Origin of the sequence: Mycolicibacterium madagascariense, assembly GCF_010729665.1 — a bacterium.
GTDB lineage: Bacteria > Actinomycetota > Actinomycetes > Mycobacteriales > Mycobacteriaceae > Mycobacterium > Mycobacterium madagascariense.
Genome location: NZ_AP022610.1, coordinates 1,367,603 through 1,386,315 on the forward strand (window position 1 = coordinate 1,367,603; position 18,713 = coordinate 1,386,315).

Annotated in this window: 15 protein-coding genes and 1 riboswitch; of the genes, 8 read left to right on the top strand and 7 right to left on the bottom strand. The window is 69.0% G+C overall.

Annotated features, from left to right (window positions below; genetic code table 11):
* The first annotated feature begins 23 nt into the window (after window positions 1–23).
* Both G6N60_RS06475 and G6N60_RS06480 read left to right on the top strand, forming a co-directional pair.
* Window positions 24–653 carry a TetR/AcrR family transcriptional regulator gene (locus G6N60_RS06475; RefSeq protein WP_163734136.1) on the top strand — a complete coding sequence of 210 codons (630 nt, stop codon included), beginning with the start codon at window positions 24–26 and terminating at the stop codon, window positions 651–653.
* Complete coding sequence (locus G6N60_RS06480; RefSeq protein ID WP_163734139.1) at window positions 646–2,172, top strand: FAD-dependent monooxygenase; 1,527 nt, start codon at window positions 646–648, stop codon at window positions 2,170–2,172. The genes G6N60_RS06475 and G6N60_RS06480 overlap by 8 nt, the downstream gene beginning before the upstream one ends.
* Here G6N60_RS06480 and G6N60_RS06485 read toward each other — a convergent pair.
* From G6N60_RS06485 to G6N60_RS06505, 5 genes are all read right to left on the bottom strand, one after another.
* Window positions 2,159–2,797: an ATPase gene (locus G6N60_RS06485; protein WP_163734143.1), complete on the bottom strand. Its 639-nt coding sequence runs from the start codon at window positions 2,795–2,797 to the stop codon at window positions 2,159–2,161. The two genes, G6N60_RS06480 and G6N60_RS06485, sit on opposite strands and share 14 nt — an antisense overlap.
* Entirely contained in the window at window positions 2,794–3,141 is a 348-nt protein-coding gene (locus G6N60_RS06490; protein WP_163734146.1) for a type II toxin-antitoxin system prevent-host-death family antitoxin, read from the bottom strand. Before G6N60_RS06490 ends, G6N60_RS06485 begins: the two co-directional genes overlap by 4 nt.
* Before the next feature lie 95 nt (window positions 3,142–3,236).
* Window positions 3,237–3,983 carry a class I SAM-dependent methyltransferase gene (locus tag G6N60_RS06495; protein WP_163734149.1) on the bottom strand — a complete coding sequence of 249 codons (747 nt, stop codon included), beginning with the start codon at window positions 3,981–3,983 and terminating at the stop codon, window positions 3,237–3,239.
* Window positions 3,980–5,110 (bottom strand): homoserine O-acetyltransferase MetX, encoded by a 1,131-nt coding sequence (metX, locus tag G6N60_RS06500; RefSeq protein WP_372511008.1) that lies wholly within the window; start codon window positions 5,108–5,110, stop codon window positions 3,980–3,982. The genes G6N60_RS06495 and metX overlap by 4 nt, the downstream gene beginning before the upstream one ends.
* A gap of 10 nt (window positions 5,111–5,120) precedes the next feature.
* Window positions 5,121–6,452 carry a bifunctional o-acetylhomoserine/o-acetylserine sulfhydrylase gene (locus tag G6N60_RS06505; RefSeq protein WP_163734155.1) on the bottom strand — a complete coding sequence of 444 codons (1,332 nt, stop codon included), beginning with the start codon at window positions 6,450–6,452 and terminating at the stop codon, window positions 5,121–5,123.
* A gap of 138 nt (window positions 6,453–6,590) precedes the next feature.
* Window positions 6,591–6,710: riboswitch (SAM riboswitch) on the bottom strand.
* 162 nt (window positions 6,711–6,872) lie between these two features.
* Between G6N60_RS06505 and G6N60_RS06510 the strand changes: the two genes are divergently transcribed.
* Both G6N60_RS06510 and G6N60_RS06515 read left to right on the top strand, forming a co-directional pair.
* Window positions 6,873–9,110 (top strand): NADP-dependent isocitrate dehydrogenase, encoded by a 2,238-nt coding sequence (locus G6N60_RS06510; RefSeq protein WP_163734160.1) that lies wholly within the window; start codon window positions 6,873–6,875, stop codon window positions 9,108–9,110.
* A gap of 88 nt (window positions 9,111–9,198) precedes the next feature.
* Window positions 9,199–10,416: an NADP-dependent isocitrate dehydrogenase gene (locus tag G6N60_RS06515; RefSeq protein ID WP_163734164.1), complete on the top strand. Its 1,218-nt coding sequence runs from the start codon at window positions 9,199–9,201 to the stop codon at window positions 10,414–10,416.
* Window positions 10,417–10,471: 55 nt separating this feature from the next.
* Here G6N60_RS06515 and G6N60_RS06520 read toward each other — a convergent pair whose 3' ends face one another.
* Window positions 10,472–11,311, bottom strand: coding sequence for an epoxide hydrolase EphH (locus G6N60_RS06520; RefSeq protein ID WP_163734167.1), 840 nt, complete (start codon window positions 11,309–11,311; stop codon window positions 10,472–10,474).
* A 60-nt stretch (window positions 11,312–11,371) separates the two neighbouring features.
* On the opposite strand from G6N60_RS06520, the gene G6N60_RS06525 reads away from it, so the two are divergent.
* From G6N60_RS06525 to G6N60_RS28855, 4 genes are all read left to right on the top strand, one after another.
* Complete coding sequence (locus G6N60_RS06525) at window positions 11,372–12,172, top strand: exodeoxyribonuclease III (protein ID WP_163734171.1); 801 nt, start codon at window positions 11,372–11,374, stop codon at window positions 12,170–12,172.
* 45 nt (window positions 12,173–12,217) lie between these two features.
* Entirely contained in the window at window positions 12,218–13,234 is a 1,017-nt protein-coding gene (gene trpS / locus G6N60_RS06530) for a tryptophan--tRNA ligase (protein WP_163734174.1), read from the top strand.
* Between the two features lie 15 nt (window positions 13,235–13,249).
* Window positions 13,250–14,275, top strand: a complete 1,026-nt coding sequence (gene yhjD / locus G6N60_RS06535) for an inner membrane protein YhjD (RefSeq protein ID WP_163734176.1) — start codon at window positions 13,250–13,252, stop codon at window positions 14,273–14,275.
* 651 nt (window positions 14,276–14,926) lie between these two features.
* Window positions 14,927–15,799 (top strand): hypothetical protein, encoded by an 873-nt coding sequence (locus G6N60_RS28855; RefSeq protein ID WP_197746997.1) that lies wholly within the window; start codon window positions 14,927–14,929, stop codon window positions 15,797–15,799.
* A gap of 80 nt (window positions 15,800–15,879) precedes the next feature.
* Here the strand turns inward: G6N60_RS28855 and G6N60_RS06545 are convergent, their stop codons facing one another.
* Complete coding sequence (locus G6N60_RS06545; RefSeq protein ID WP_163734179.1) at window positions 15,880–18,420, bottom strand: hypothetical protein; 2,541 nt, start codon at window positions 18,418–18,420, stop codon at window positions 15,880–15,882.
* Between the last annotated feature and the right edge of the window lie 293 nt (window positions 18,421–18,713).

Here is an 18,713-nt window from a genome sequence, read left to right on the forward strand (position 1 = left end):
AGTTTGGGCGTACGGTGGCCGGCATGGGACTGCGCGAGCGCAAGAAGGTCGACACGCGACGGGCGCTCAGCGACGCCGCCCTGAAACTGGCGTTAGAGAACGGCCTCGACGCCGTCACGCGCGAGGACATCGCGAGGGAGGCGGGGGTCTCGCTGCGCACCTTCACCAACTACTTCACCGGCAAGTACGAGGCGTTGGCCTACCGGCAGGCCGAACGCCTGCGGCGAAGCATCTCGCTGTTTCGCGCGCGGCCCGCCGACGAACCACTGTGGACGTCGATGACCGAGGCGGTGCTCGGACCGCTCGACGAGGAATTCGCCGACCGCGACATGGTCGACGCGACGATTCCCACCCGCGGCGAACTCGTCCAGGTGCGAAAGCTGCTGTTGCACCCGGACATTCGTACGGCGGTGGTCAAGGAGTTGTTCGACGAGTGGGTCGAGGCCATCGCCGAACGCGCCGGCGTCGATCCCTTGACGGACATGTACCCGCGACTGGTCACCGCCGTGGTGCGCGCCGTCGTCGACACGGCGATGGACGCCTACGCGGTGGCCGACCCACCCGTCGCCGTGACGACGCTCCTGCGTGACGGCATGGCCGCCGTCGCGGCGGGAATGCCCGAGCCGCACCGGCTGGAGCAGGCGCGTGGCTGACCAGGACACCGCCGCGGTCGTCATCGCCGGAGCGGGACCGAACGGACTGATGCTCGCCTGCGAGCTCGCGCTCGCCGGCGTCGGCTCCGTCGTCCTCGATGGGCAACCCGGGCCCGGTGACGAACCCAAGTCCAACGGTCTTGCCGGGCAGGTCGTTCGGATTCTCGACATGCGGGGGCTGTACCAGGCCTTCGGGGGTCCCGACGGGCCGTCGGAACCGTTGCGCGAGTGGATGTTCGCGGGCATGGGTCTGGACTTCTCGGGCGTGCCGGACAATCCGATGCGCGCTCTGTTGATCCAGCAGCCCAGGGTGGTGCGGCTGCTGGAGAAGCGCGCCCGTGATCTCGGCGTCGACGTCAGATGGGGCCACGCACTGGTGGGGCTGACGCAGACCGAGGACGGGGTCGACGCGTTCGTCGAGGGCCCCGGTGGCACGTACTGTCTGGGCGCCGCCTACCTCGTCGGCGCGGACGGCGGGCGCAGCCTCGTCCGCAAGACGCTGGGGGTCGAGTTCCCCGGCAGTACCTCGAACACGGTGACGCGGCTTGCCGACGTGCATCTTCCCGACGAGCTTCGCGGTGACGACGGCGCCTATGTCATACCGGGTTTTGGTCCGCTCCGCATGCGGCACAACCGGCTCGACGACGGTGGCTACGTCTTCTTCGACATCCCCTCTGGCCGAACGATGTTCGCGACCGTCGAGGCAGGCCGGCTGCCGCCGGACGCTCCGCCGATGTCGCTGGAGGATCTCCGCGCGAGCGCCAAGCGGGTCTTCGGCGTGGACGTTCCCTTCGAACCGCCGCGCGGTCCCGGCCCGCACGCGATGCGCCGGATGGACGGCATCAATACGCGCTTGGCGCAGAACTATCGCGTCGGCCGCGTGCTGCTGCTCGGCGACGCCGCGCACGTGCACTCCCCGATGGGCGGCCCCGGCCTCAACCTCGGCCTGCAGGACACGGTGAATCTCGGCTGGAAGCTGGCCGCGCAGGTCAGGGGGTGGGCGCCCAAGGGCCTGCTCGACACCTACGAGTCCGAACGCCATCCGGTGGGGGAGCGCGTCATGATGCACTCGCTGTCGCAGCAGGCACTGGTGGCCCACGGGCCCGAAGTCGACGCTCTGCGAACGCTCTTCGGCGAGCTCGTCGAGCTGCCCCAGGTGCGCGCACATCTGGCGCGGCTCCTCGCCGGGGCCGACGTGCGCTACGACGTCGGCGATGCGCACCCGTGGTCGGGCTTCCTGGTGCCGGAATTGGTGCTCGACGACGGCCGTCGCGTCGCCGAGCTGCTGCGCGACGGCAGACCCGTCCTGATCGACGGTTCCGGCGGCGCGTTCGCGACGATCGCGGCGGGCTGGGCCGATCGCGTCGAGCTGGTGGCGGCCAGCATCGTCGAGTCGCCCGTCCTGGGTCTCCTCGTGCGACCCGACGGCTACGTGGCATGGGCCACCGAAGCTGCCGAGGGGCCGGGACTCGTTGCGGCACTGCAGCGTTGGTTCGGGGTGTCCATCAGCTCAGCTTGAGCGCCGCGGCGACGATCGGTCGCGCCCAGGTCGGCGTGGCGGAGAGGTCCGGCGGTCCGACGATCTCGCCGTGGTCGACGTGCAGGACCAGCACCGGTCGCGGCGCCTGCCCGGCAGCCGGGTCGGCCGCGGCGGAGTTGTCGTACACGCGCAGTTCGGTGAGCGTCGGCAGCAGTCGCACCAGGTTCATCCGGCTATGGCGCCACCGCCGCCGGACGTCGGCCTCGGGGATGTCGTGCCCGCCCGTGCTGACCCGGTGGCGCACGCGTTCGAGGTGTAGTTCGGGGCTGGCCAGGCCGACGTAGAAGATCCGCACCTCGAAACCCGCGGCGGCGGCGTCGGCGAGGATGCCCGTCATCGTGCCGCCCCCGAGCGTCGTCTCGAAGGCGATGTCGAGGCGTTCGGCGACGGCGCGCTCCAGCAGTCGTCGACCCTGCCGCCACGCCGCCGCATTCGCCTTCACCTGTTCCAGGCCGGGATTGGCGGCGATCAGCGCCTTCGCCGCTTCGTCGGGGTTGTAGTACTCGCCGCCGGCGGCGCGGATCATCGCGCCACCGATGCTGCTCTTGCCCGCGCCGTTGACACCGGCCAGGACGTAGATGCGGGGCGCGGCCCTACGGGTCAACTAGGCCGGGCGGCCGCGACGGCGGCGCGGCCCAGTTCCTCGGGTGAGGCATCGAATGCCGCGGCCATGCCTGCCTTGGCGTGCTTGGTCTGCATGCGCGCCAAGAGGCCGTCGAACTCCTCGGTCAACTCGTCGAGCACGGGTGAGCTGGCCCGGGTCAGCGCCTCGAACTCGGCATAGGACAGCAGCACCGCCTTGGGCGTGTTGTGCTTGGTGATCGCGACGGCACCTCCAAGGGCGGCCTGTTCGAAGATCGCGCCGAACTCGTTCTTGAACCGGGTGGCCGCCACGGTGGGCACGTCGACGAGTTCACCGTCGCTGTTGCGGTAGCTCAAGGTCGCCATGGGGACATTCTAGCCAAAATGGCCAATATGGCCACTACTCCATCCGTTCGGATAGCGCTCCCAGTCGTCTCGGCGCCCGCGGACGACTGACAGCGCTATCTCGACGGCCCCAGCGTCGCCCGCACCCCGACCGTGACGTACGGCAGCGCGAGACCGCTGGCATTGGCGAGCGCCGGGTGGGTGGCGAGCAGCTCGCGCACCCGCTCGAGCGTCTTCGTGCGGACCTCGGTGGGCGAGGTGATGCAGTAGCTGCGGGAGGCCACCAAGTCGATGAGGGCCTGCGGGGTCAGGTAGCTCGTCCACTCGACCTGATGGCGGGCCACGTCGGTGAACGGTGCGGGCAGCGTCACCTCGCGGCGACGTGCCGGGTCGTCCTCCGCGCCGATGATGCGGCCGAGGTCCTTCACCCAGCCGAGCCGCTCGTCGCGCACGTTCCACACCAGCCCGATGCGCCCACCCGGTCGCAGCACCCGCGCGATCTCGCGGACCGCGCGGTCGACGTCGAACCAGTGCCACGCCTGCGCCACCACCACGGCGTCGACGCTGTCGTCGGGAAGCGGGATCTCCTCGGCGGTGCCGAGCAGCGCCGGCGTCTCGGGCAACGAGCTGCGCAGGACCTCGAGCATCTCGGGGATGGGGTCGACGGCGGTGACGTTCAGTCCGCGTTCGACGAGCCGGACGGTCAGCTTGCCGGTGCCGGCGCCGAGGTCGAGGACGTCGCGCGCCCCCGCCGGCAGCAGCCAGTCGATGGCCTCCGGCGGGTAGGACGGGCGGCCACGCTCGTAGGCGGCGGCCTCCTCGCCGAAGGACAGCGAGCCGTCGGGGGATTGCTCGGTGGTCACTTGGCCGCGAACTCCAGTGTCTGGCGAATCAATTCGTACACGGCGTCGGTCTCGACGAGGAAGCCGTCGTGACCGTATTCGGAGTCGACGACGTTCAGCCCGGTGCACGTCGGCAACAGGTCGGCGAGCTCCTGCTGCAGGCGCAGCGGGTAGAGCCGGTCGGAGGTGATGCCGCCGACGACGACGGGCACCGTCACCCGGCGCAGCGCCGCGGCCACGCCGCCGCGGCCCCGGCCGACGTCATGGCTGCTCAGGGCGTTGGTCAGCGCGACGTAGGTGCCGGCATCGAAGCGCCGCGCCAACTTTCCGCCCTGGTACTCCAGGTAGCTCTGCACCGCGTAGCGGCCGCCGGCGGTGGGGTCCTCCTCGCCCTGCCCGGCGTTGCCGAAACGGTCATCGAGTTCCTTCTCGCCGCGGTAGGTGAGATGGGCGAACCGCCGCGCGATGTCGATGCCCGCATCGGGGGAGCGACCGGTGCCGTAGTAGTCGCCGTGCTGCCAGTCGGGGTCGGACGTGATGGCGGCGACCTGCGTGCTCTGCGTGCCGATCTGGTCGGCCGTGGCTCGCGCGCCGACGGCGAGAACCAGTGCGGCGCGGATGGATTCGGGCTGACCGACGATCCACTCGAGCGCTCGGGCCCCACCCATGGAGCCGCCGACGACCGCGGCCACCTCGGTGATGCCGAGGGCGGCCAGCGCGGCCCGGTCGGCGTTCACCTGATCGCGCACGGTGATCGCGGGGAAGCGCGATCCCCACGGCTTGCCGTCCGGCGCAAGCGAACTGGGGCCGGTGGACCCCTGGCAACCGCCGAGCACGTTGGTGGCCACGGCGCACCAGCGGTCGGTGTCGATGGGGGCGCCGGGCCCGGCCACGCCGTCCCACCAGCCGGGCGTCGGGTGCCCGGGCCCCGCTGGGCCGGTGATGTGGGAGTCGCCCGTCAGGGCGTGCAGCACCACCACCACGTTCCCGCGGTCGTCGGCGAGCTCACCCCAGCGCTGGAACGCGATGTGCACGTCGTCGAGCACGACGCCCGATTCCAGTGTCAGCGGACCGATGTCGACGATGCCGACCTCGCCCTGCGCGGGCAGCGTGCTCTGCGAAGCGTCGGGAAGTTCGATGATCGTCACACTTCTTCCTTCACACCGAGACCGCATTCCGCGGTACCCCGGCGATCGCCGTCGCGGCGGCGAAGCCCTGCTCCAGATCGGCGAGGATGTCGCCGATGCCCTCGATGCCGACGGCGAGCCGCACCATGCCGGGGGTCACGCCGGTGGCGAGTTGCTCCTCGGGGGACAGCTGCGCGTGCGTGGTGGACGCCGGATGGATCACCAGTGACCGGACGTCGCCGATGTTGGCGACGTGGCTGTGCAACGTCAGCGCGTTGACGAACGCGGTCGCCGCGTCGAAGCCGCCCGCCAGCTCGAAGGCCAGCACGGCGCCGGTTCCCTTGGGCGCCAGCTTCTTTCCGCGCTCATACCATGGCGACGTGGGCAGCCCCGCGTAGTTGACCGACACCACGCCGTCGTGGCCGCCGAGGTATTCGGCGACCCGCTGCGCGTTGGCGACGTGGCGCTCGAGCCGCAGACTCAGCGTCTCGAGCCCCTGGGCGATGAGGAACGCGTTGAACGGTGCGCCCGCCGAGCCGAGATCGCGCAACAGCTGCACGCGCGCCTTGAGCGCATAGGCGGGCGGCCCGAGTTCGGCGAAGACGACGCCGTGGTAGCTCGGATCGGGTGTGGTGAACCCGGGGTGGCGGCCCCGCGTCCAGTCGAAGGTGCCACCGTCGACGATGACGCCCGCGATCGCGGTGCCGTGGCCGCCGAGGTACTTCGTCGCGGAGTGGACCACGATGTCGGCGCCGTGCGCGATCGGCTGGATGAGGTACGGCGTGGCGATGGTGTTGTCGACGATCAGCGGCACCCCGTGGTCGTGGGCCACCGAGGACACCCCGGGGATGTCGAGGACGTCGATCTGGGGGTTGGAGATCGTCTCGCCGAAGAACGCCTTGGTGTTGGGTCGCACCGCCGCGCGCCAGGAGTCCAGGTCGTCGGGGTCGTCGACGAACGTGGTCTCGATGCCCAGCTTGGGCAGCGTGTAGTGCAGCAGGTTGTACGTGCCGCCGTAGAGCCGCGGCGACGACACGACGTGGTCACCCGCGTTGGCGAGGTTCAGGATCGCGAAGGTCTCCGCGGCCTGGCCCGAGGACAGGAACAGTGCGGCGACGCCGCCCTCGAGTGCCGCAATGCGTTGCTCGACGACGTCCTGGGTCGGGTTCATGATGCGGGTGTAGATGTTGCCGGGCTCGGTGAGTCCGAACAGGGCGGCGGCGTGGTCGGTGTCGCGGAATGCGTACGAGGTGGTCTGGTAGATCGGCAGCGCCCGGGCGCCGGTGCTGGCGTCGGGGGCCTGACCTGCGTGTACCTGCTTGGTCTCGAACGCCCAGGACGTCGGATCGATGTCGGCGGTCATGGAAGGGAGTCTCCTCGAAAGGGAAGGGGGTGCCGTGGACGGCACGAATCAGGACTGGAACTGGTGGTTCAGGTTCGATGGCACATGATGGGCCTCCGCATCAGGTTTCCCTGTCTACTCGAGGGGCCCGTCATGGCGGGCCCGCGCTTGCCGTGTAGCCGACTTCGGCTACTCAACCTGGTCATCACCCAGGGCACCCCACCGCGGTTGGAGGGTTGCCGGCCAGCAAGCCGGGGCTTGACGCTGGCACTCATGACCGAGACGCAGCGTATCCCACCGCCAGGCTCGGTTGCCAGCGGGTTGCTCGACGAGTGCATGCACAGCCTCGGATCCCAGACGTAGGGACCAACGCGTAGGTTCAACTGTGACGCGATACTGACGCCTGAGAACCGATCGACCGTGACGCCGGGAGAGTGACCAATGAGTGCCGAGAAGCCAACGATCATCTACACGCTGACCGACGAGGCCCCGCTGCTGGCGACGTATGCGTTCCTTCCGGTGGTGCGCGCCTTCGCCGACGCGGCCGGCATCGACGTCAAGACCAGTGACATCTCCGTGGCGGCCCGCATCCTGGCCGAGTTCGACGACTACCTGACCCCCGAGCAGCGGGTGCCCGACAACCTCGCCGAACTCGGCGAGCTGACCCAGCATCCCGAGACCAACATCATCAAGCTGCCCAACATCAGTGCGTCGGTACCGCAGTTGCTGGCCGCGATCAAGGAACTGAAGTCCAAGGGCTACGACCTGCCGGACTACCCCGGTGACCCCAAGACCGACGAGGAGCGCGAGATCAAGCGCCGCTACGGCTCCTGTCTGGGCAGTGCCGTGAATCCCGTTCTGCGAGAGGGCAACTCGGACCGGCGCGCGCCCAAGGCCGTCAAGGAGTACGCCCGCAAGCACCCGCACAGCATGGGCAAGTGGTCCCAGGCGTCGCGCACCCACGTCGCGACCATGAAGCACGGCGACTTCTACCACGGCGAGAAGTCGCTGACGCTGGACAAGGCGCACACGGTGCGGATGGAGCTCGTCACCACCCGCGGCGAGACCATCGTGCTCAAGCCCGAGGTCGCGCTCGACGAGGGTGACGTCATCGACAGCATGTTCATGTCGAAGAAGGCGCTCTGCGAGTTCTTCGAGGCCGAGATGCAGGACGCCTACGAGACCGGCGTGATGTTCTCGCTGCACGTCAAGGCGACCATGATGAAGGTCAGCCACCCGATCGTGTTCGGCCACGCGGTGAAGGTCTTCTACAAGGACGCGTTCGCCAAGCACCAGGCGCTGTTCGACGAGCTGGGCGTCAACGTCAACAACGGGCTGAGCGACCTCTACGCCAAGATCGAATCGCTGCCCGCGTCGCAGCACGAGGAGATCATCCGCGACCTGCACGCCTGCCACGAGCACCGGCCCGAGCTGGCGATGGTGGACTCCGCGAAGGGCATCTCGAACTTCCACTCGCCCAGCGACGTCATCGTCGACGCGTCGATGCCCGCCATGATTCGCCTGGGCGGCAAGATGTACGGCGCCGACGGGCGCACCAAGGACACCAAGGCCGTCAACCCGGAGTCGACCTTCTCGCGGATCTATCAGGAGATCGTCAACTTCTGCAAGACCCACGGCCAGTTCGACCCGACGACGATGGGCACCGTCCCCAACGTCGGGCTGATGGCGCAGAAGGCCGAGGAGTACGGCAGCCACGACAAGACGTTCGAGATCCCCGAGGACGGGGTCGCCAACATCGTCGACAACGACACCGACGAGGTGCTCCTCACGCAGAACGTCGAGGAGGGCGACATCTGGCGCATGCCCGTCGTCAAGGACGCCCCGATCCGCGATTGGGTCAAGCTGGCCGTCACCCGGGCCCGCGATTCCGGTATGCCCGTGGTCTTTTGGCTGGACCAGGAGCGCCCGCACGAGAACGAGCTGCGCAAGAAGGTACGCACCTACCTCGCCGACCATGACACCGAGGGACTCGACATCTCGATCATGAGCCAGGAGCGGGCCATGCGGCACACCATCGAGCGTGCGATGCGCGGTCAGGACACCATCGCCGCGACCGGAAACATCCTGCGCGACTACCTGACCGACCTCTTCCCGATCCTCGAACTGGGCACCAGCGCCAAGATGCTGTCGATCGTGCCGCTGATGGCGGGCGGTGGGCTCTACGAGACCGGGGCCGGCGGCTCGGCGCCCAAGCACGTCAGCCAGCTCGTCGAAGAGAACCACCTGCGCTGGGATTCCCTCGGCGAGTTCCTCGCACTGGCCGTGAGCCTGGAGGATCTCGGCACCAAGCGTGGCAACGACAAGGCCAAGGTCTTGGCCAAGACGCTCGACGCCGCGACCGGAAAGTTGTTGGAGAACAACAAGAATCCGTCCCGCAAGACCGGTGAGATCGACAACCGCGGCAGCCAGTACTACCTCGCGCTGTACTGGGCGCAGGAGCTGGCCAACCAGACCGAGGACCCCGAGCTCGCCGAACACTTCGCTCCGCTGGCCACGACGCTGGCCGAGAACGAGGACGCCATCATGGCCGAGCTCAACGAGGTGCAGGGCGAACCGGTCGACATCGGCGGCTACTACTACCCCGATCCCGAGAAGACCGCGACGGTGATGCGGCCGAGCAAGTCGTTCAACGCCGCGCTGGACTCCATCACCGGCTGACATCCCTCCGCCGAGACGGCATTCCCGTCGTGCGGGCGCGCAGTTGACGACGGTCAATGCCGTCTCGACGCGGAGGTAGTCTCGCGTCATGGTCAAGATCAAGGTCGAAGGCACCGTCGTCGAGCTCGATGGCGACGAGATGACGCGCATCATCTGGCAGCTCATCAAGGACACGCTGATCCTGCCGCATCTCGACGTCGACCTGGAGTACTACGACCTGGGCATCGAGCACCGCGACGCCACCGACGACCAGGTCACGATCGACGCCGCCAACGCCATCGAGAGGCACCACGTCGGCGTCAAGTGCGCCACCATCACGCCCGACGAGGCCCGCGTCGAGGAGTTCGGGCTCAAGCGAATGTGGTTGTCGCCCAACGGAACGATTCGCAACATCCTGGGCGGCACCATCTTCCGCGCGCCGATCGTCATCGAGAACGTGCCGCGGCTGGTGCCCGGCTGGACGAAGCCGATCATCATCGGGCGGCACGCATTCGGTGACCAGTACCGCGCCTTCAACGCGAAGGTCGACGGGCCCGGCACGTTCACCGTGACCTTCACCCCCGACGACGGCGGCGAGCCGCTGGTGCACGACGTGGTGCACGTCCCCGAGGACGGCGGGGTCATCATGGGGATGTACAACTTCAGGCGGTCGATCCAGGACTTCGCCAGGGCGACGTTCGCTTACGCACTGCAACAACGGTATCCGGTGTACCTATCCACGAAGAACACGATCCTCAAGGGTTATGACGGGATGTTCAAGGACGAGTTCCAGCGCATCTTCGACGAGGAGTTCGCGGGGAAGTTCGGTGCCAACGGCCTGACCTATGAGCACCGTCTGATCGACGACATGGTGGCGTCCTGCCTCAAGGGCAGCGGCGGGTACGTCTGGGCGTGCAAGAACTACGATGGCGACGTCCAATCCGATTCCATCGCACAGGGATTCGGCTCGCTGGGCCTGATGACGTCGGTGCTGATGACTCCCGACGGCCAGACGCTGGAGGCGGAGGCCGCGCACGGCACGGTGACACGACACTTCCGTGCGCATCAGGCGGGCCAGCCGACGTCGACCAACCCCATCGCGTCGATCTTCGCGTGGACGCGCGGGCTCGGCCACCGCGGAAGGCTCGACGGCACACCGCACGTGATCGAATTCGCCGCGACGCTGGAGCAGGTCGTGATCGACACCGTCGAGGGCGGCCACATGACCAAGGACCTCGCGCTCCTGATCGGCCACGACCAGAGCTGGGAGACCACCGAGGAGTACCTCGGCACCATCGCCGACCACCTCGCCAGGGCGTTGAGATAGCGTCCACGGTCGCCCGACGGCGTTTCGGCGACTGTGGACGCTATCTCGACGGGGCCTAACCCGCGGGCGGGGCCTCGCGTCGCGGCTCGGTGTGGCGGTCGACGAAGTCAGACACCAGCTCGGTGATCCGACCGGGCGCCTCCAGCATCGGAATGTGGCCGAGGCCGTCGAGCTGGATGACCTCGGCGCTGGCGGGCAGGTTCTCGATCATCCACTTGTGGCTGCGGGGGTGGGGGAAGACCCGGTCCTTCTCGCACAGCACCAACTGGGTGGGGGCGGCCAGGCTCGCGAGCTCGAGCAGGCCGGGTAGCCGCAGCGTCTTGACCAGCAGTTGGAAGTAGGCCGTGCAGTGCGTGGCGTCCTCGAGCAGGGCTACCAGGTCGGGATGGCTCGGCCCGTCGGCGGGCCCGCTGACCGCCAGCGTGGCGATGCGGCGCCCGAACGGCAGATCGAGGATGCGCGGACCGAGCAACCGCGCGGCCGCCAGGGCGGGTCCGCCGAGCAGGAACTTCAGCACCGTCTCGTACTTCGTGGGGGAGTGCTGCGACCACCCGCCGGCGGGGGCGATGGCGGTCAGTGTGCGGGCCCGCCCGCGGCGCTCCAGTTCGAAGGCCACCCAGCCGCCGAGAGAGTTGCCGACGACGTGCGCGGTGTCCCAGCCCAATTGGTCGAGCCGGCGTTCGACGTCGTCGACGAGGTCGGAGGTGCCCATGAACCACGACGTCGCCCGCGGGCCGCCGTGGTGGCCGGGCATCGTGGGGGCGAACACCTCGAAGCGGCCGGTGTCGCCGAGCTGGTCGGCCACGGTCCGCCAGACGTTCTGCGAGCAGAGGAAGGGGTGCAGCATGAGGATCGGTTCGCCGGATCCGACGTGGATGGGCGCGCGTTCAGCCATGCCGCCGACCCTAAGGTGATACCGGCGGTACCGCAAGAATGGGCACTAGGCTCGCGCTCTGTGATCGTCACGACCATCAACGTCAACGGCATTCGCGCCGCGGTGAAGGAGCGTTCCCCCGAGAACCAGGGCATGCTGCCGTGGCTCAAGGAGACCGAGGCCGACGTCATCTGTCTGCAGGAGACCCGCGCCGACGACGAGCAGCTCGCCGAAGCGCTCGCACCCGCGCTGGCCGACGGCTGGCACCTGGCGTCGGCCGATCCACATCTGAAGGGCCGCAACGGCGTTGCGGTGCTCAGCCGCCGTCCCATCACCCGCACCCTCATCGGACCCGGTGCCGACGAGTTCGCCGCGCACGGGCGCTACGTCGAGGTCGACACCGGCGGCGTCACCGTGGCGAGCGTCTACTTCCCAACGGGTGAGGCCGACACCGAGCGGCAGCGGGAGAAGGAACGCTTCATGGCCGCGGTCGCCGCTCGGATGGCGGTGCTGCGGGACGCGCCGCGCGACGCGGTGGTGTGTGGCGACTGGAACGTGTGTCATACCGAGAACGACCTGAAGGCGTGGAAGGCGAACCAGAAGAAGGCCGGCTTCCTCCCGAGCGAGCGGCAGTGGCTCACCGATCTGCTGGCGACCGGCTGGGTCGACGTGGTGCGCGTGCTGCACCCCGACGTCGCAGGCCCGTACAGCTGGTGGTCGTGGCGCGGCAAGGCGTTCGACAACGATGCGGGCTGGCGCATCGACTACCAGTTGGCGAACCGGCGGCTGGCCGACCGGGTCGTCTCCGCGCGCGTCGAGCGCGCCGACGCCTACGCGCTGCGCTGGTCCGATCACGCTCCGGTGACCGTGGAATACGCCTGACCCGCGACGACGGGAGATGACGCGGGTGGAAGGATCGAGGCCATCATGAATGTCTCGAACCCGCGCGTCGTCTTCTCCGGCGTGCAACCGACGTCCGACTCCCTGCACCTCGGCAACGCACTGGGGGCGGTCAGCCAGTGGGTGGGGCTGCAGGACGGCTACGACGCCTACTTCTGCGTCGTCGACCTGCATGCGATCACCATCCCGCAGGACCCCGCGATGCTGCACACGCGCACGCTGGTCACGGCCGCGCAGTACCTGGCGTTGGGCATCGACCCGGCGCGGGCCACCGTCTTCGTCCAGAGCCACGTGCCCGCCCACGCCGAATTGTCTTGGGTGCTGGGCTGTTTCACCGGTTTCGGGCAGGCGTCACGGATGACGCAGTTCAAGGACAAGTCGCAGAAGGAGGGTGCGGACGCGACCACCGTCGGACTGTTCACCTATCCGGTGCTGATGGCTGCCGACGTGCTGCTCTACGACACCGACCTGGTGCCCGTCGGGGAGGACCAACGCCAGCACCTCGAACTCGCCCGCGACGTGGCCCAGCGCTTCAACGCCCGGTTTCCCGAGTCGCTCGTCGTGCCGGAGCCGATGATCCCCAAGGCGACCGCCAAGATCTATGACCTGCAGGACCCGACCGCGAAGATGAGCAAGTCCGCCGCCACCGACGCCGGGTTGATCAGCCTGCTGGACGATCCGAAGAAGACCGCGAAGAAGATCCGCTCGGCCGTCACCGATAGCGAGCGGGAGGTCCGCTTCGACCGCGACGCCAAGCCCGGCGTCTCGAACCTGTTGACCATCCAGTCCGCCGTGACCGGTGTGGCGATCGACGAGGTGGTCGCGGGGTACGCGGGCCGCGGGTACGGCGATCTCAAGGCCGATACCGCCGACGCCGTCGTCGACTTCGTGACCCCGATCAAGGCGCGGGTCGACGAGATGATGGCTGACCGCGCGGAGTTGGAGTCCGTGCTGGCGGCGGGCTCCGAGCGCGCGAATGAGGTCGCCGCCAAGACGTTGCAGCGGGTGTACGACAAGCTAGGGTTTCTGCGGAAGCATCCCTAGCATCAGGAGCCCGGAATGACCGAACCGGCTGAGCCTGGGTTCATGGACCGGCTGCGGGCACGGTTCGGCTGGTTCGACCGCGTGATGATCGCCCAGGGTCGCTACAACGACAGCAAGGGCGACTTCTACGCGGCGGGGATCACGTACTTCACGATCTTCGCGCTGTTCCCCCTGCTGATGGTGGGCTTCGCCGTCATCGGCTTCGTGCTCTACGGCAGCCCGGACCTGCTGGCTCAGCTGCAGGCGAAGATCCAGGGCGCGGTCTCCGGTGATCTCGGCAAACAGCTGCTCCAGCTCATCGACACCGCGATCAAGGAGCGCACGTCGGTGGGCCTCATCGGGTTGGCGACGGCGACGTGGGCCGGTCTGGGCTGGATGGCCAACCTGCGCGAGGCGCTGAGTCAGATGTGGGGATTGCAGCGTGGCGAACCGCTCGGGTTCCTGCGCACCAAGCTCTCCGATCTGCTGGCACTGCTGTCGGCCTTCGCCGCGATCATCGTGACCGCGGCGCTGACCGCCCTCGGCAACGGGACGGTGATCCGCAAGATCCTCCAGTTCTTCCACGTCCCGGACTTCCCGATGCTCGGCATCCTGCTGCAGGTTGCCTCGCACGTCGCGTCGCTGGCCGTCTCGTGGCTGTTGTTCACGTGGATCATCGCGCGCCTGCCCCGCGAATCGGTCGGCTTGCGCAGTGCGGCCAGGGCCGGGCTGTTGGCGGCCGTCGCGTTCGAGATCTTCAAGCAGGTGGCGTCGCTGTATCTCAAGTCGGTGGTCGGCGGGCCCGCCGGTTCGACGTTCGGCCCCATCATCGGCCTGATGGTGTTCGCCTACATCACCGCCCGGCTCATCCTCTTCGCGACGGCGTGGGCGGCGACCTCGCCGGAGAGCTTGCTCGCCGCGCCCGTCGGACCGCCGGATCCCGCCGAGATCACCACCAGGGTCGAGGTCCGCGAGGGCCTCGGGGTGGGAGGCGTGCTCGCTGCGGCTGGCGCGGGAGCCCTTGGCACCCTTGGCCTTTCGCGTCTGACGCGACGCCGCTAGACCGCAGGCGCCGCCGTTGACGTGCAACTGCCGACGTTGACGGCGCCGGGGGCTCCTTGTTGCCTAGGGGGTTGACGGCGGCCGGTGGGCACACCGCCGCGCCAACGAGCGGCCGCGGTGACGGCTGCCCTGACGACGGGATGTCGAACCCATGGACACACATCGAGTGCGATCGGCCTCGACCCTTCGAGTGGGCGTTGCCGTCGGTGCGATCGTGTACGGCGCCGCACTGCTGGGGTCCGCGGCGACCGCGGAGGCCGCCCCGCCAGAGGAGACGACGGGCATGCAGACCTGCCCGGGCGCCGCGCCGCTCTGCCTGACCGGAGCACCCCCGAGTGGTGCCTCGAAGACCGGCCGCGCCGCGGGTGGAGGGCCGCTGTTCGGTCTGATCGGCAATGGCCGTGATGCCGCGCCCGACTGCGCGGGGACCGCATGCAACGGCGGTGACGGTGGACTGCTGTTCGGCAGTGGAGGCCGGGGAGCCCGTGGCGGCCGCGGCGGCAACGCGTTCCTGTTCGGCAACGGTGGTGCGGGCGGAAACGCGGCGGGGCCGGGTGGCTCCTCGGCAACGGCGGCCGCGGAGGCGATGGCGTCGCCGGTGGCAACGGGGCCGATGGCGTCAACCCGGTCTACGTCGGCAACCACACTCCGGTGGGTGATCCCACCGCCGCGGAATTCCCCAGACCGCGCTCCAACGTGTCCGGCCCCGGCGACCAAACCGGGCCGTCGGGCGGCAACGGTGGCGACGGCGCGGTGACCGGTGACAACGGCGGACGGGGCGGCAACGGGTTTGCCGCGGTCAGCGGCGGCGACTATGCCGCGGGCTCGGTCAAGGGGCCCGGCGGGACGGCGACCGGCGGCAACGGCGGCGAGGGCGGCAGGGGTGCCCCCGGTGGTGAGGGCGGTGGCGGCGGATGGGGTGGCGTCGCGGTGTCGATCGCATCGAAGGCCGCGGTCGGCGGCAACGGCGGTGACGGCGGTGACGGCGACATCGGCGGCAAAGGCGGCGACGGTGGTCCCGGCGCGCCGGCCGTGAGCTATGACCGCGCTCCCTTCACGGCACCCGCCGGCGGAACGAACGGGCACGGCGGCAACGGCGGCAACGGTGGCCCGGGCGCCGCAGGCAGCGACGGTCAGCACGGTTCGGCTGGTGGATCCGGCGGTCGCGGCGGGCTGCTCTTCGGTCGAGGTGGAGCGGGCGGTCACGGGGGGCGCGGCGGTGGCGGTGTAGCCGGCGCCAAGGGCGGCGACGCCGGTTGGGGCGGCAACGGCGGCGGCAACGTGCCCAATACGACCGTCGCCAGTGCTCCCGGCGCCGGAGGCCAGCCGGGGCGACCTGGTGCGGGCGGCGCCGGCGGTGCCGGTGGCGACGGCGGTAGGGGCGGCGCGGGTGGCGCCGGCGGTTTCCTGGGCGCAAAGGGCGCTCGAGGTGGTGCCGGGATCGACGGCACGAAGGGGTCCGACGGCAGTCCTGGCCAGCCGGGCCACGCCGGTCAGGCCGGCGTCAACAACAACCTGGTCTAGTGATCGACGCCTAAAGAATTGCGCCCCAACCCATCTGGAGAGATGGGTTGGGGCGCAACCGTTATCGAGTCGCCACCTGATCAGGCCGCGGCCTCGGTATCCGACGCAGCAGCGCCCGAGGCGGCGTCCTTCGCAGTAGCGTCCTTGGCGGCCTCGTCCTTGACTGCATGGCCGTTCTTCTCGGCGGTCTTGTCGCTCACGGAATCCTTTCCGGAGAGGGCATCGCCGGTCGTGTCGCTCGCCGACGTCGAGGCGTCGCGGTTCTCCGCACGATGCCGTCCGCCGCTGCGCTTCTCCTTACCCAGGCTGACGACGGAGCCGTTGGTGGAGTCCGCCGACTGCTCGACGTCGGTAACCTTTGCGACCGATTTCTCCGACACACTGACCGGCACCTCGGTGTCCGCCGCGCTCTTTGGACTGCTCGGGGCCTTCGCGGCGGCGGCATCGGCGTCGGCCTTCGCCTTGGTCGCCTTTGCCTCGGCTTCGGCGATCGCCTTGGTGGACTTGGCTTCTGCGTCGGCGATCGCCTTGGTGGCTTCCGCCTTGGCGTCGGCGGCGTCCTGCTCCGCCTTCTGCTTGGCCTTGTTCAGGGCGTCACGCGAGGCCTCGGATTCGACCAGACGCTGCCGGGCTTCGGCCTCCTGGGCCAGAGCCTTCGTCTTGTCCTTGGCAGCGATGTCGAGGCTGTACTCGGCGGCAGCCTGCTTGGCCTTGGCCTGTTCCGCCTCCGCCTGAGCCTTCGTCAGATCCTGCTTGGTCTTGTCGAGCTCCTTCTGCAGCGTCTCGGTCGACTTCCTGGCCTCGTCGAGGTCAGTCGTGGTCTGCTTGGCCCGGTTACGCTCGGTATCCGCCGTGGACGATGCCTGGTCGGCCGCGGCCTTCGCCTTCGCGGCGGCGTCCTCGGCTTGGCGCAGTGCATCCTTGGCTGCGGCAGCGTCCGCCTTGGCCTTCGCGGTTTCCGCCTCGGCGTCTTCCTGTGCCTTCTTGGCCGTTTCGAGATCCTTCTTCGCCTTGTCCGCTGCGGCCTGCGCGTCGGCGTTCGAGCTGGCGTTCGGGTTGGCGTTCGAATTCGCCGAGTTGACCTTGACCGCGGCGTCCGCGTCCGCCTTGGCCTTCGCGACGGCCGCATCGGCCTCCGCCTTGGCCTTCGCCACGGCCGCGTCGGCTTCTGCCTTCGCCTTGGTGAGGGCCGCGTCGGCCTCTGCCTTCGACTTCGCAATGGCGGCCTCGGCTTCAGCCTTCGACTTCGCAATGGCGGCGTCGGCGTCGGCCTTCGCCTTCGCGGCTTCGGCTTTGGCGGCCTCGGCGTCAGCCTTCGCCTTCGCCGCTTCTGCCTTCGCGGCGTCGGCGTCGTTCTTCGCCTTCTCAGCCTGTGCCTTCGCTGCCTCCGCCTCGCTCTGAGACTTTGCCGCCGCGGCGTCGGCCTGGGCCTTCGCCGCAGCGGCCTTCGCCTCGGCATCGGCCTTGGACTTCTCGACCTCTGCGTCGGACTTGGCCTTGGCGAGCGCGGCGTCGGCTTCTGCCTTGGACTTGGCGGCTGCCGCGTCGGCGTCCTCCTTGGCCTTGGCGGCCTGTGCCTTGGCGGCGTCGGCGTCGGCCTTGGCCTTCGCGAGGTCGGCTTCGGCGCGTTCCTTGATCTCGGCGTCCGCTTTCGCCTTGGCAGCGTCGGCGTCGGCCTTTGCTTTGGCGAGTTCGACCTTGGCGTTCTCGACCTGTGCCTTCGCGCTCTCGATTTCGGCGTCGGTCTTGGCCTTGGCGAGTGCGGCGTCGGCTTCTGCCTTGGCCTTGGCGGCTTCTGCCTTGGCGGCGTCGGCGTCGGCCTTGGCCTTCGCGAGGTCGGCTTCGGCGCGTTCCTTGATCTCGGCCTCGGTCTTCGCCTTGAGGGCGTCGGCCTCGGCCTTGGCCTTGGCGGCTTCTGCCTTGGCGCTGTCGATTTCGGCGTCGGCCTTGGCCTTGGCGGCCGCAGTCTCAGCGTCGGCCTTGGCTTTCGCGGCTTCTGCCTTGGCCGCTTCGGCGTCGGCCTTGGCCTTGGCGAGGTCGGCTTCGGCACGCTCCTTGATCTCGGCCTCGGTCTTGGCCTTGAGGGCGTCGGCCTCGGCCTTGGCCTTGGCGGCTTCGTCCTTGGCGCTGTCGATTTCGGCGTCGGCCTTGGCCTTGGCGGCCGCGGCCTCGGCGTCGGCCTTGATCTTGGCGGCCTCTGCCTTGGCGGCGTCGGCGTCGGCCATGGCCTTGGCGGCTGCTGCCTTGGCTTCCTCGGCCTCCTTTCTGGCCTCGGCCAACGCGGCGTCCGCTTCCGCCTTCGCCTTCGCCTCGGCTTGGGCCCTCTTCGCCGCTTCGTCCTTGGCCTTCGCCTCGGCTCGGACCCTTTCCTCGGCCACGGCGAGCCTCGCGAGTTCCTTGGCCCGATTCGGCGACACCGGGAAGAAGTTGTCGGTCCACTCCTTCAATGCCGCGGCCAACATGTCGGGCAGGCTCGCCGGGTGATGATGGGTGGTACGGCAGTTGCTCCCCGGGATCTCGACACGGCAGTTCGCGCTCGCCATCGCAGGCCCCGCGGTCAAGGTGCCGGCCAGCAGCGTTCCGGAAGTCACCGCACCCACCAGCAGTCCGCGAGTCCGCATGCTTCGCTCGGTGTACACCCGATGCTTACCCATTGGCGTTGCTCTCCTGTTCATCGACGAAACGTCTCATCGTGGATGAGAACGGACGCCGACATTCAACCCATTCTGCTTAGAATTCACACAGGTAATCAGTTGCACGGCAAACCCTTTGGACGCGACGGCGTCGAGGTGCCGGAGCGCGCAACCGTGGTGTGCGGCGCCGCTCTACGGCTGCTCGAGCGACGTGCGTCGCGAACGACGCAGGGCGACCTGCGATCCGGTCGCACGTGGACGGCCGAACCAACGCACGCCGG

Excerpts from the sequence above, each read along its gene's own strand:
- G6N60_RS06475 (WP_163734136.1), top strand. The coding sequence starts at position 24 with ATGGGACTGCGCGAGCGCAAGAAGGTCGACACGCGACGGGCGCTCAGC.
- G6N60_RS06490 (WP_163734146.1), bottom strand. The coding sequence starts at position 3,141 with ATGGCGACCTTGAGCTACCGCAACAGCGACGGTGAACTCGTCGACGTG.
- G6N60_RS06505 (WP_163734155.1), bottom strand. The coding sequence starts at position 6,452 with ATGACCGCCGACATCGATCCGACGTCCTGGGCGTTCGAGACCAAGCAG.
- G6N60_RS06510 (WP_163734160.1), top strand. The coding sequence starts at position 6,873 with ATGAGTGCCGAGAAGCCAACGATCATCTACACGCTGACCGACGAGGCC.
- G6N60_RS06515 (WP_163734164.1), top strand. The coding sequence starts at position 9,199 with ATGGTCAAGATCAAGGTCGAAGGCACCGTCGTCGAGCTCGATGGCGAC.
- G6N60_RS06520 (WP_163734167.1), bottom strand. The coding sequence starts at position 11,311 with ATGGCTGAACGCGCGCCCATCCACGTCGGATCCGGCGAACCGATCCTC.
- trpS (WP_163734174.1), top strand. The coding sequence starts at position 12,218 with ATGAATGTCTCGAACCCGCGCGTCGTCTTCTCCGGCGTGCAACCGACG.
- yhjD (WP_163734176.1), top strand. The coding sequence starts at position 13,250 with ATGACCGAACCGGCTGAGCCTGGGTTCATGGACCGGCTGCGGGCACGG.
- G6N60_RS06545 (WP_163734179.1), bottom strand. The coding sequence starts at position 18,420 with ATGCGGACTCGCGGACTGCTGGTGGGTGCGGTGACTTCCGGAACGCTG.